Source organism: Thiomicrorhabdus aquaedulcis, from assembly GCF_004001325.1.
GTDB classification, from domain to species: Bacteria; Pseudomonadota; Gammaproteobacteria; order Thiomicrospirales; family Thiomicrospiraceae; genus Thiomicrorhabdus; species Thiomicrorhabdus aquaedulcis.
In genome coordinates this window covers 253760-266898 of record NZ_AP018722.1, presented here as the reverse complement: position 1 = coordinate 266898, position 13139 = coordinate 253760, and the positions used below count along the sequence as shown (strand labels likewise).

The 13139-nt window shown below is 46.8% G+C and carries 8 protein-coding genes; 1 reads left to right on the top strand and 7 read right to left on the bottom strand.

What is annotated here, in order from left to right:
• Window positions 1-171 precede the first annotated feature (171 nt).
• The 4 genes from EP181_RS01105 to EP181_RS01090 all read right to left on the bottom strand — a co-directional run bounded on the left by EP181_RS01105 (window position 172) and on the right by EP181_RS01090 (window position 5525).
• Window positions 172-2778, bottom strand: coding sequence for a methyl-accepting chemotaxis protein (locus tag EP181_RS01105; protein WP_127470024.1), 2607 nt, complete (start codon window positions 2776-2778; stop codon window positions 172-174).
• A gap of 104 nt (window positions 2779-2882) precedes the next feature.
• The gene (locus tag EP181_RS01100; RefSeq protein ID WP_127471722.1) at window positions 2883-3560 is read right to left on the bottom strand and encodes an urease accessory protein UreH domain-containing protein; all 678 of its coding nucleotides are present in this window, start codon (window positions 3558-3560) and stop codon (window positions 2883-2885) included.
• A gap of 24 nt (window positions 3561-3584) precedes the next feature.
• Entirely contained in the window at window positions 3585-5207 is a 1623-nt protein-coding gene (locus EP181_RS01095) for a YifB family Mg chelatase-like AAA ATPase (RefSeq protein ID WP_127470023.1), read from the bottom strand.
• A gap of 66 nt (window positions 5208-5273) precedes the next feature.
• Entirely contained in the window at window positions 5274-5525 is a 252-nt protein-coding gene (locus EP181_RS01090) for an accessory factor UbiK family protein (protein WP_127470022.1), read from the bottom strand.
• A 355-nt stretch (window positions 5526-5880) separates the two neighbouring features.
• Between EP181_RS01090 and EP181_RS01085 the strand changes: the two genes are divergently transcribed.
• Window positions 5881-6924 (top strand): GGDEF domain-containing protein, encoded by a 1044-nt coding sequence (locus tag EP181_RS01085; protein ID WP_127470021.1) that lies wholly within the window; start codon window positions 5881-5883, stop codon window positions 6922-6924.
• A gap of 117 nt (window positions 6925-7041) precedes the next feature.
• Here EP181_RS01085 and EP181_RS01080 read toward each other — a convergent pair whose 3' ends face one another.
• The 3 genes from EP181_RS01080 to topA form a co-directional block, all read right to left on the bottom strand.
• Entirely contained in the window at window positions 7042-8046 is a 1005-nt protein-coding gene (locus EP181_RS01080; protein WP_127470020.1) for an SPOR domain-containing protein, read from the bottom strand.
• On the bottom strand, window positions 8046-9809 hold the full coding sequence (argS, locus tag EP181_RS01075; RefSeq protein ID WP_127470019.1) for an arginine--tRNA ligase: 1764 nt from the start codon (window positions 9807-9809) through the stop codon (window positions 8046-8048). Before argS ends, EP181_RS01080 begins: the two co-directional genes overlap by 1 nt.
• A gap of 319 nt (window positions 9810-10128) precedes the next feature.
• A complete protein-coding gene (topA, locus tag EP181_RS01070; RefSeq protein WP_127470018.1) occupies window positions 10129-12723 on the bottom strand; it encodes a type I DNA topoisomerase in 2595 nt (864 codons plus the stop codon).
• Between the last annotated feature and the right edge of the window lie 416 nt (window positions 12724-13139).

The window sequence follows — 13139 nt, the reverse complement described above, 5'->3', positions numbered from 1 at the left end:
TGCCTTTTTTTGCGTTGCGAATGTTGCAGAGTGTTATTAGTTTAGCGCGGCGCAACTGGGTGCAATTGACGTATTAGGGGCTTGATCCCTTAACATATAAACCTAACCAGGCCTGGTAACTTATCAAATAAGTTGGCAGCCTTTTTATCCTAAGCAATTCTGCATTTTTACTTAAAAATCATCCCACTCAGACTCTGTGTTTGCGGCCTTGTTATTCAGTTTGACCGGTGTACTTTGACCCAATTTCTTGATGGGTAATTTAACCTGAACCTGATAATCGTTTGCTTTTACTGGCGACTTTCTGGTTAACATTTTTACCTGATTTGCCTTACGCCCAGTATTAAAGAAACTAATTTCAGTCTGCAACTTTTCAGCCTGCTCGCTTAGGCTTTCAGAAGCGGCACTGGTCTCTTCAACCAAGGCGGCATTATGCTGGGTAACGACATCAATTTGCATGATGGCTTGATGCACTTGACCTATGCCCTGAGCTTGTTCGGCCGAGGTTTTAGCAATGTCGGCAATCATGTCTGTGACGCTGTTTATAGAGGTGTTAATTTGCTGTAAAACTTGACCTGATTGTGCGGCCAATGCAGCACCTTGCTCAACTCTTTGCGCGGTTACGTCAATTAACTTTTTAATGTCTTTAGCCGCATCCGCTGACTTGCCGGCCAAATTGCGTACTTCGCCTGCCACCACCGCAAAGCCACGCCCATGTTCTCCTGCTCGTGCGGCTTCTACTGCGGCATTAAGCGCCAATAAATTGGTTTGAAAAGCAATTCCGTCAATTAAGGCTACAATGTCCACAATTTTGTGACTGGCATCTTGGATGCCGTGCATGGCCTGCAAGGTTTGCTGCATAACTTGAGCTCCTTGCTGAGCTTGCAGCTGTACTTCTTGGCTAATTTGACTGGCGTGTTGTGCATTGTCGCTTGCACTTTGCACCTGCGCATTCATTTGCTCCATGGTGGCACTGGTTTGTTCAAGTGCCGCCGCTTGTTCTTGAACACGGTGACTCAAATCTTCCGAACCTTTTGATACTTCTGCCGCCGCACCACTGACCACCTCTGAGGCTTCAGCCGCCATATCCACGACTTCTTTTACCTTAAGGGTCGAATCATTCATGGCATTTTTAAGATTGAGTAGCTGACCGTGCAATGAACCTTGCGCCATCTCTTTCGTTAAATTACCTTGCGCTTGGGCAAGTACTACATCGCTAATGGCTTTAATGGCAAACCCTATTGCACCTACCGACTTATTGACACTGTCTTTAAGCTTGAGCAAGTCTCCATTGGCCGGAGTGGTGACGGTCACATCAAAATCACCGCGTGCCATGTGCTCCATCGTAAGATTGATTTCATCAATCACACCTTTCATAGAATCCAGTGCCGTTTGCACTTGAGTTCGGAATGCACCAGGTACTTGATGGCTCATTTGTATCGAAAAATCTCCTTGTGTTAGCGCATCCATAACGTTGCCCAATTGTTGCATGGTAAAGTCTACCGATTCGGCTGAGGCATTAACACCTTGCTTTAGAGCGTCTAATTCTCCGTTAAAGTGCTTGCTAAAGCGCTGAGTAAACTCGCCTTTAGCAATGGCACCCACCACACGATTTGCTTCTTGTAGGGCTTGCTGAGTATTGTCGAGCAATTGATTAAACGCGGTGGACATTTGACCAATTTCATCTGTTTGCACAATCTGCATTCTGGCCGAAAAATTGCCGGTTGCTTGCACTTGTTTCATAAGATTCATTAAGTGATTAACCGGCGTGAGAATGCCTTGCATAATTTTCATGGAAAGCAAAATCACTAAAATTATCAATATTAATAACGCAACAGCGTAAACCCAAAACTCTGCATTAGCGGCTTGCGTTTTTTGATAGGTAAGATTCAAAATATCGTGTGAAACTTGTGATTCTACCTCGCGCAAACCATCAATTTTTTGAGTGATGGTTTTAAACCAAACACTGGCATCTGTGTTAAAGCCACCTTCATAAAAATGGGTGTGTGCTTTTTGACGCATCTCATTAACGGCCTTTGAAGCATCACTTTCTAATACTTGGTTTAACGCCTGTTGTTGGACTGACGTGGCTAAACTTTGGTAGGTTTGAATAAACACTTCTTGAGAGGCAACCAGCGTGATGAACCGATTATAAATACCAGGCGCAAATTTATCGGCCGCAAAGGTATTGGTGAGTACCGCTCGCTCTATGCCAGAAAACTCCTTAGCTTTGAGTAGGCTAATATAAGCACTAAATTGAATTAAGATGTCACCGTCTTGAGTCAGGTGACGCATGCTTTCAATTGCAGACAGTCCATAACCAATGGTTTGGGTGTAAAAGCCAAGCACTTCGGGCAACTGGGCATTTAGTGTATCCACCTTGCTACGCAGTTGGGTGATTTGCTGAAGATTAGCTTGTAGTTTTTGATTGTTTTCCAACAAAAAGGCATCGTAGTTTTTAAAGTTAAAGCTTTTGAGTTGTTCATCCAGTAGTTGACGCTTTTGGTCGGTTAACTGGCGCTGTTGCGGCAGGTCTTGAGCAAAGTTTTTGCCTTTTGAACCCAAGAACCCTGCGGTCATACCACGTTCTTTTTGCAGTTCGTGAATGACATCCCCCATACCCTGAGCCACAATGGCCAAATTTGAAATTTTTTGCATTTGCTGAGTAATGGTTAAGCGTTCAGCCAGCGTTAATCCTGCAAAATAGAGCAATGCCAACACCGGTAAAAACAGCAAACCAAACAACTTTGACTTAATACTAAGATTTGATAGACGCAACATAGGGACTCCTGAAAAATTAAAAATATAAATTACTGAGGTCTAAAACCACTTACAACTAATTACAAACTCTTACAAGCACTTAAAAACACCCACAAAACTGCTCGCTACACTTGTACCGCCCACGCCAAATAAATTTGCCATAACCCCAAGCCTATCACGCTTAAACCAGCCAATTGGCGCACTAAAACCATTCGGGTTAATTTAGTAAAATAAAACGCAAACACCCCCATGAGCAGTAAATTAGGAATCGTTCCTAACCCAAATGCCAGCATTACCAAACCGCCTTGCAGCGCACTGCCGGCACTTAAAGCCATAATAAGCATGCTGTACACCAAGCCACATGGCAACCATCCCCACACAGTGCCATACAACCAGGCCTGGTCAAGTCGTTTAATGGGCGTAAGCTTATTGGCTAACGGTTGGATTCGTGACCATAATTTGGCGCCTAATCGTTCAATCTGCACCACACCAAACCACCAGCCACCCAAATACAAACCCAAACTGATCATAAACACACCAGCCAGCACCTGTAAGGCTTGTTGCACGGGTAAAAACGTCACCAACGAACCCAGCTGCGCTCCCAACAAACCAAACAGCGCACCCATAATGGCGTAACCGCCAATGCGACCAAAGTTGTAAGCCAACTGAAAAAGCATCATCCGCGGCCAACTGCGTTGCACACGGGGTTCTAAACTAAATGTTAAGGCACCCACCACGCCACCGCACATGCCCAAGCAATGCACGCCGCCTAAAATACCCACTACAAATGCGGTGATATACATACTGTCCAAAAATAACGTCCTTTCTTACTTATGCATGGCGCGATAACTCAACGCCTCAGCAATATTGGCCGAACTCACAGGGGTTTCACCCCCACTGTTCATGTCGGCCAAAGTGCGAGCCACACGTAATATTCGATGATACCCGCGGGCTGATAAGCCCATTTTATTAACGGCATGCGCCAACATTTTTTGGCTCAAATCGTCCAACACTATTAAGTTTTTAAGGGCTTTAGCGCTTAAATCAGAGTTTAAACATCCCTGTCGGTCTATTTGTACGGCTTGAGCCTGGGTCACACGTTGTCGCACCACCGCACTAGTGTCGCCATCAGGCTGCGAATCGCCTTGCAAGGCTAAAATATCGACCGGTGGCACTTCTAAATGCAAGTCGATTCGGTCGAGCAAGGGTCCTGATATTTTCTTTTGATAGCGTGCAATTTGGTCGGGAGTGTCTTTGCAACGCCCCAATGGATCGTCTGGAAAAAATCCAGATGGTGAGGGATTCATGGCGGTAATAAGTTGGCAATTAGCCGGAAAACTCACCTGCTGACTGACCCTAGAAATTTCAACCCGCTTGGTTTCTAACGGCTCACGCAACGCCTCAAGTACCGCACGATTAAATTCGGGTAATTCGTCCAAAAAAAGTACGCCAAAATGCGCTAATGATACCGCCCCTGGTTTAGGCACAGTGCCCCCACCCACAATAGACGCCGCCGAAGCGGTGTGATGCGGGTGCAACATACGTCGCTGATACAGCGTATGCGCCTGCACGTCATACCCAGCAATCGAACGCAATACCGCCACTTCGACCGCTTGTTGCTCGGTTAAAATGGGCAATAGTGTTATCAAACGTGCCGCCAACATGCTTTTGCCCGAACCCGGCGGCCCCACCATCATGAGTGAGTGTCCTCCGCTGGCGCAAATTTCGAGCACACGTTTGGCTTGATGTTGACCCCGAATATCGGATAAATCATCCTCATAAACCGTATCTTGGTGACTGGCCATTAGAGCTTGCCAGTCTGCCTGACTGGGCTGAGTGGCTAAATTTGCAGGCGTGTTGGTGCTGTAAGACCCAGCATTTGCGCTGGTTGCGCTGGTCGTGGTCAATAAACCGTGCTCGTGCAACAACAACGCGCACACTTCACGCAAATCGTGCGCCACACGTAAATACTCTGCTGGGTTTTTACCCATTACAGCCAAAGCCGCCTCGGCCTGATTTGCTTTGGGCAGCACGGTTATTTTGTGCGCCTGGCTTGCCGCCAGCACACTGGGCAAAACGCCTCGCACGGCACGCAGCTCACCGTTTAATCCCAGTTCACCCAAAAACTCATAGTCAACTAACGGCATATTGGGCAGTTGGCCTGTGGCCATTAAAATACCCAATGCAATGGCCAAGTCGTAACGACCACCGCTTTTAGGCAAATCCGCTGGTGCTAAATTAACGGTAATACGTTGCGGTGGCAAATCAAACCCAGAGCTTAGCAAGGCACTGCGCACGCGATCTTTACTCTCTTTTACCGATGCTTCTGGCAACCCCACCAGCGACAGGCCAGGCAAGCCATTACTGGCATGCACTTCTACGGTTACCTCGGGCGACACCATGCCGCTGAGTGCGCGGGTGGCCAACATTGCCAAGTTTGAGCCGTTCATTGCCTCAAGTTCACAGTGTTCACATCAACGCCACACCTTAAACCATTAACATGGTGCACCCATATTTTATACGTCATGACTGGAGTTTTCCCACTGCGCTACTTTTTGCTCTAAGGCTTCAAGTTTTTGACGAGTTTTGGCCAATACGGCACTTTGCACATCAAACTCTTCACGGCTAACCAAATCCATTTTTTCAAACGCTCGACTCAATACAGCTTTTATATGATCTTGCACGCCACTGGGTAAATTACCCAAGGCTGGTGGGATGGCTTCAGCGATTTTCTGAGCCAACGCCTCTAATTGATGCGGATTAAACATAGGATTTCCTTATGATGCATGACATTAACAAAAAACGTTTAAACTATACCCTTTTAGTGCCCAGTTCTCTAGCGCTTGCACGTAACAACGCGCATTTTGCATTACGCACTTATACAAACATGGTAAAATTTTATAGTTTCACATTTACCGCTTATCACTTTTTGAGACCTTTGCACGAGTGAGGTGCGAAAGAAAAATGAGAGAAAATTTATCTGATTGCGGCGGGAAACTTAGCTAATAGCGAGCTATTAGCAAGTTTTCCAACAAAAATCAGGTGAATTTTAACCATTTTTATTCGTGCATTCACTCGTGCAAAGGTCTCTTTTAACACTTCGTTTAACAGGTCTTTGCTTTTATGATTGAATTTCAAGATGCACCCGATAAAGCTAAACGTATTTTTGTGCAGTTAATTGATGCATTTGAAGAACAAAACATCAATCCAACGCCACTTAACTATTTTGTTTGGTATCAATACCTTAAAGGCGATAAGCCTAAATTTAGACAAGCGTTTGATGCCATTTTAAACGACCCCTTTGGCTACAATGACCGTGTTGGCAAACGATTGTACGATGAATACTTAACCAAAGAAGACGATTCACAATCAGAATTTGACCGCGCGTTTAGACGTTTGGTTGATTTGATGGTTAAAAAAATGGACTTGTGGAGTAATCGTCTAGAAGCCCACAGCAAAGAACTGGACGCCTGCACCAGCTCGCTGTCAGACCCAAATTTAAACGCTGAAGACGTTAAGCGCATCACCCGTTCGGTACGCAACACGGCCGAATCAATGCAAGCCAGTACCCTAGCGTTTCAAGAAGAGATGTTAAGCACCAGTGACGAAGTCAAACAACTGCGCCAACAATTAATTGAAGCCCTTGCCGACTCAATGAAAGACGAGCTAACCGAAATTGGCAATCGTAAAGCCTTTAACAACGCCCTTGCCGAACTGATGTTTGACGCACAAGGTGCACCGCAAAAACTCTGTTTAATATTAAGTGACATTGACCACTTTAAAAAGTTTAACGACAATTACGGTCACTTAGTGGGTGACAGCGTGTTACGTTACTACGCCAGCATTATGAAAAAAACCAAACAAGACAACGAAACTATTTGCCGATACGGCGGTGAAGAGTTTGCCATTATTGTGGCCGACACTTCGCTTGCACTTGCTGCGCAACGCGCCGATCAAATTAGGATGGCCATTGCCGCCGCTCATCTTAAACGTAAAAATGCCAACGAGCCTTTAAGCACCATTACGGCCTCTTTTGGCGTGGCACACTTTCACGGTACCGGCGACACCGCCGAAAGTTTTATTGCCCGCGCCGATGCCGCGTTATACCAAGCTAAAAACAGCGGTCGCAATCAAGTCGTAACTGAAACTCAACTGCCTACACTTTAACGAACATATTCAGCTAACATAAAAAAGGCCTAGAAACTTGCTACGCTCTAAGCCTTTTTATAACATTTATGGATTGCATTGAAATCTTTGCACGAGTGGATGTGCGGCCAAAAATGGCTACTTTGGAATTTTAATCAACAACGTATCCACGCCAAGACGACGCAATTCGTTGCGCTTTTTGTTCATCTCCAACCTATCGCTGTAAGGCCCCATTCGCAGACGATAATACACCCCTTTGGACGACTCAAATTTAGCCACTACCAAATTTAGACTATGCTGAGCCAAACGCTTTTGTTCATTGCGAGCCTTTTCTAAGGTATCAAACGTACCACCCTGAATATAATAAGGGTCACCCAACTTAACCGAAATAGGCACGGCGTCTACCATAACCTCAGTTTGGCCTAAACCTTGATAAAAGCTGTAATGATTTTTTAGCACTGGGTCGGCAACGGGCTCAGCAGAAGAGTTACTGGTGGTCTTTTCTTCGGTCATCTCGCCCGATGCTTGCGCACTCACTTGCGACTCAACCGGAGAATCGTTTAACGCACTCGCTGACACATCCTGCGCGACTGACTCTGGCGCTTGCAATATATCATTGTGATTGACATTAACCGGTTTAGACTGCTCTACTTTAAGCGCTTTAACCACCGTGGTGGTTTCAATAGGCACTTCGGTTAACGCCGTTTGTGAAGGGGACGTTGATGCAGCCTGACCCGGCTCTTGGTAAATAGTTTGGTCAACGGGTGTCCCAGACTTAACGCCAAAATCGGCAAAGTGCTGCGTGACAAAAAAACCGGTTAACAGCAACAACGAGACTAAAAAACTCGCGCCCCACACCATAGCGGCTGATCGCTTAACGGGCTCTTCTTGGTTTGAAGCATTTTTGAACCCGCCATGCCCCACACCATTATCGTAGCGCGGCTTAATAGGTTGACGAGAATACGTTGAATTAGCCGCTAAATTAGACGAAGACCTAGGAACTGGCTTAGGGGTCGGCTTAGGAACTGATTTAGACGTAGGCTTAGAGGGTGGTTTAGACACAAAATCGCCACTCGCCGTTTTTTGCGACTTACGTTGAAACGATTCTTTGGGCTGATGCCCGTGTCGATAATCGCGTGCCATTACATCTTCTCAGGCGCACTGACCCCAATAATGGCCAAGCCGTTTTGCACCACCTGCTGAACTGCGCTAATTAAGGTTAAACGCGCCTGTCGCAACGCCGCGTCTTCCACAATAAACTGATTGGCGTTGTAATACGAATGCAGAGCGTGTGCTAAATCTTTTAAATAATAAGCAATTTGATGCGGCTCATAAGCCAAAGCCGCGCGCGCCACAACGTCTGGGTATTTGGATAGTTCGGTGGCCAAATGCGCTTCTTGCTCGGTGGTTAACTGGTCTAAACTGGCCAAACCTTGCGCTACATCAAGAGTATACCCTTGCTCACGCGCCTGCTCTAATACGCGGCAGATACGGGCGTGCGCGTATTGAATGTAATACACCGGGTTTTCATTGGACTTTGACTTCGCCAAATCCAAGTCAAAGTCCATGTGCTGTTCTGATTTGCGTTGCACGTAAAAGAAACGCGCCGCATCCACGCCCACTTCTTCACGCAGTTCGCGCAAGGTTACAAACTGACCACTGCGAGTGGACATGGCCATTTTTTCGCCGCCACGATACAGCACTGCAAATTGCACCAGCAACACTTCAAGCGCATCAGGATTGGTGCCCATGGCGTGCATGGCGGCTTTTACGCGCGGCACATAACCGTGGTGGTCAGAGCCCCAAATATCAATTAACACGTCAAACCCACGTTCTAGCTTGTTAAAGTGATAGGCGATGTCCGAGGCAAAATAGGTTTTAAGGCCATTTTCACGCACTACAACACGGTCTTTTTCATCGCCGTAGTCGGTCGATCTAAACCACAGTGCGCCGTCTTTTTCGTAAATTTTATCGGCGGCTTGTAATTTTTGCAGCGCCGCATCAATCACACCAGAATCCATCAGCGAACGCTCTGAAAACCAGTTGTCAAACAATACGCCAAAGCCGGCTAAGTCTTCTTTTATGTCGGCCAAAATACTGTCCACGGCCGCGCTAAACACCGCTTCGTAATGGGTCGAACCCAATAAGTTTTTGGCTTTTACAATCAGTTCATCAATGTGTTTTTCTTTGTCGCCACCGTCCGCGCCTTCGTCGGCCGACACGCCAGCAAACACTTCAAACGCTGGCTTACTTAAGGCCGAGCCGTATTGCGCGCGCAATGTTTCGCTAATTTGATAGATGTAATCGCCTTTGTAACCGTTACTAGGAAACGTAAAGGTTTCGCCGCACAGCGCCAAATAACGTAACCATACCGACGTGGCTAAAATGTCCATTTGACGACCCGCGTCGTTCACATAATATTCTTTAGCCACGTTAAAACCGGCCACCGCCAACAAATTGGCCACGCTCGCGCCATACGCGGCACCGCGGCCGTGACCCACATGCAAAGGTCCGGTGGGGTTGGCCGACACAAACTCCAGCAACACCGAGCGTCCTTGACCGACGTTGCAACGTCCAAACGCCTCTTTTTGCGCCAAAATAGTCGGCACTACGTCAAACTTGGCCAGTTCGTTCACAAAAAAGTTGATAAACCCGGGGCCGGCAATCTCGACCTTACGAATAATGGGAGAGTGCTCAACCATACTGATGATTTTTTGCGCCAACTCACGCGGTGGCATACCCGCTTCTTTGGTCAGCATCATCGCCAAATTGGTGGCAAAGTCGCCATGCGCTTTGTCGCGGGTGTTTTCCACAGAAATACGCGGTGCGTGCTCTTGTCCAATTACCCCTTGGGCTTTTAATTGTTCAACAACGTCGGTCAAAATTTGCGTAATTTGCGGCTTCATCAGCGGTTCTCTTTAAAGGTAGTCAAGGGGAGTAGAAGTAATTTGGCTTAAACAGGTTTAAACGGGCTGGTATTTTACTAAAATTATGTAAATCAATGAGTTTAAATTGCGCTTTGCGTGCGCAAACGCCATTTAAACAAACCAAAAACCCTTTGACCAGGCCTGGTCAAAGGGTTTTTAACCTGCTTAACGCAAATGATTAGCCCGGAAATTTCTAAAGAAGTGTCGTATCCACGATTACGACCGACTGAAGAAATATTTCTTGTGAAATCAAGAGGCAAGCGAGAGGGTGCATAATTTATGAATTTTCCGGGTTAGGTTAAAACGGTACGCTGTCGTCGGTAAACGACTCAGTATTGGACGCTTTGGCGGCGGGTTTTTTGACAACGGCTTTTTTGACAACGGGTTTCTTAGCCACGGCTTTTTTAATCACGGCTTTCTTAGCCACGGGTTTTTTAACCGCTGGCTTTTTAACGGCGACTTTTTTCACGGTTACAGCATCGCCGTCTGCCACTTTATCGGCCGTGGCTTTTTTGGCGGCAGGTTTTTTAGCCCCGGCTTTACCGCGCTTTTTGGGCTCTGGAGCTTCGTCTAAACGTTTAACGCACTCTTCAAAACTCAACGCCAAAGGGTCTTCGTCTTTGGCGATTTTAGCGTTCTTTTTAGTGGTCACATCGGTGATGTAAGGCCCCCAACGACCGTTTAAAATTTGCACATCGGTGCCTTTAAAGGTTTTTACAATCTTATCGGCGTCGGCTTGTAGCTTAGCTTCGATAATGGCCGCGGCCTCTTCTAGCTCAATGGTCAGCGGCTCAAAGCCTTTGATGGGCGCGTACATTTTAGGACCAAATTCCAAATAGGGGCCAAATGGCCCTTGTTTGGCGATAATTTTTTGGCCTTTTTCAACCGAAAACACCGTGCCATCGACTGCACTGGCGCTAAACGATTCGGGCATATCACCCACGTCACGCGGCAATTTAAACAACTCCAGCGCGTCGTCAATATTGATTAAGTCCATCTTTTGTCCAGGCATTAGGCTGGCAAAGGTCGGTTTTTCATCGTTCTCACCGTCGCCTATCTGCACAAATGGGCCAAAACGACCAATCTTAACAAACATAGGTTTTCCGTTTTGGGGGTGATTCCCCAATAAACGCGCTTGACCGGCTTCTTCACGTGATACGTCTTCGGCAGCCACCACTTTGGGGTGAAACTGCTGGTAAAAATCGCCCAACATCGCCTGCCACTGCACCTGGCCTTGGGCAATTGAGTCAAAGCGGTCTTCTACTTTGGCAGTAAATTGGTAGTCCAAAACTTCGCCAAAATGTTTAATTAAAAAATTGGTCACAATGCCAGCAATCTCGGTCGGAAACAGCTTACTTTTTTCGCCGCCAGCCATCTCGGTTAAGGTTTGCGCCTGCACCTGCCCGCCGCTTAACACAATGGTGCGATAGTCGCGTGGCTTGCCTTCACGGTCTTCTTTGACCACATAGCCGCGCTGTTGCACGGTGTCAATGGTAGGCGCGTAGGTCGAAGGTCGGCCAATGCCCAACTCTTCCAAAGTACGTACCAAGCTGGCTTCGTTGTAGCGCGGCGGCGGACGGCTAAAACTTTGGCGTGCACTGAGTTGTTCAACCTTTAAAGCCTGACCGACGTGCATGACCGGCAGCAATCCGCCCTCGTCGTTGTCGTCCAAATCGTAGACTTTTAAAAAGCCGTCAAACATAACCACTTCGCCTTTGGCGGTGAGTTTGTCGCCCGCAAGCGTGCTAATGCCAATATCGACCGTGGTACGTTTCAACTGCGCCTCACTCATTTGCGAGGCAATGGCACGACGCCAAATCAGTTGATACAAGCGTTGCTCGTTACGTTCGCCTTCGACTTCAAACACTCCAAACTCGGTGGGGCGAATGGCTTCGTGCGCCTCTTGCGCGTCGGCGTTTTTGGTTTTGTAACGACGCACTTCGCTGTATTGCGCGCCGTAGTTGGCCACAATGGTCTCTTTGGCTTGTTCAATCGCGGTTTCGGACAAATTAACCGAGTCGGTACGCATGTAAGTTATTTTGCCGGACTCGTACAACCGCTGGGCGACCATCATGGTTTGCTTAACCGAAAAGCCCAGTTTGGCCGCCGCTTCTTGCTGTAACGTTGAGGTGGTAAACGGCGCTTTGGGTGCACGTTTAGCGGGTTTTTCTTCCAGCGACAACACCGACAATTGTGCGGTGGCTACTGCGTTTAAAAAGGCGGTCGCCTGCTCTTCGCTGTCAAAAGTGGCGGTACGTTTTACCTCTAATTTGCCCACAGGTTGGTTTTTATCGTCCAATAAATCCAAGACGCCTTGCACCCTAAAGACAAAACTGGCGGTAAACGCATCGTACTCACGCTCGCGCTCGACAATTAAGCGCACTGCCACCGATTGCACCCGGCCGGCCGATAAGCCGGTACGAATTTTTTTCCATAAAATAGGTGACAATTCAAAGCCCACAATACGGTCTAAAATACGGCGTGCTTGTTGAGCGTCCACCAAATCCATGTCCACAGTACGTGGTTGGGCAATGGCTTTTAAAATGGCGGGTTTGGTAATTTCATGAAACACAATCCGTTTGGTGGTTTTTACATCCAAATTAAGTGCCTCGGCCAAATGCCACGCAATGGCCTCTCCTTCGCGGTCTTCGTCCGTTGCCAGCCACACTGTGTCGGCCTCTTTGGCAAGCTTACGCAGTTCGGTGACATTGCGTTTTTTGTCTACCGAAATTTCGTAATGCGGAATAAACCCACCGGCAATGTCGATGCCCATGCCCTTTTTTTCAATGTCACGAATGTGGCCATAGCTTGAGCGCACCGTAAAGTCTTTACCTAGGTATTTTTCGATGGTTTTTGCTTTAGCGGGCGATTCCACTATTACCAAATTTGTCATAACAATTTAAGCTCTACAATTTATGAATTCATTAAAAGGGGTTTAAATGAGACCTTTGCACGAGTGGATGTACGGCCAAAAATGGTTAAAATTTGCCTGATTTTCGTTGAAAAACTTGCGAATAGCCAGCTATTCACTGCGTTTCCCGCCTCAATCAGGCAAATTTCTCCTCTTTTTTTTCTCGCACCCCACTCGTGCAAAGGTCTCAAATGGCGACCACAATGGCACGCATTTTGGATTATGTCTATTTTTATGCTTTTTTAAGGGTGCAAAACTTTTTAACTTTTTGCAATCCCCTTTTTGCAAAGGTTTCATTATTTTTGCTTTTAATGCTGACTTTGCCCGTTTATAAGGTGTTTTTAAAGCCCCAATCTTAAGTTAAATTAGACTTAATAAGTGATTTTGCACAAAACACT

Coding starts and splice junctions, on each gene's coding strand:
- EP181_RS01105 (WP_127470024.1), bottom strand. CDS start 2,778: ATGTTGCGTCTATCAAATCTTAGTATTAAGTCAAAGTTGTTTGGTTTG.
- EP181_RS01100 (WP_127471722.1), bottom strand. CDS start 3,560: ATGTATATCACCGCATTTGTAGTGGGTATTTTAGGCGGCGTGCATTGC.
- EP181_RS01095 (WP_127470023.1), bottom strand. CDS start 5,207: ATGAACGGCTCAAACTTGGCAATGTTGGCCACCCGCGCACTCAGCGGC.
- EP181_RS01090 (WP_127470022.1), bottom strand. CDS start 5,525: ATGTTTAATCCGCATCAATTAGAGGCGTTGGCTCAGAAAATCGCTGAA.
- EP181_RS01085 (WP_127470021.1), top strand. CDS start 5,881: ATGATTGAATTTCAAGATGCACCCGATAAAGCTAAACGTATTTTTGTG.
- EP181_RS01080 (WP_127470020.1), bottom strand. CDS start 8,046: ATGGCACGCGATTATCGACACGGGCATCAGCCCAAAGAATCGTTTCAA.
- argS (WP_127470019.1), bottom strand. CDS start 9,809: ATGAAGCCGCAAATTACGCAAATTTTGACCGACGTTGTTGAACAATTA.
- topA (WP_127470018.1), bottom strand. CDS start 12,723: ATGACAAATTTGGTAATAGTGGAATCGCCCGCTAAAGCAAAAACCATC.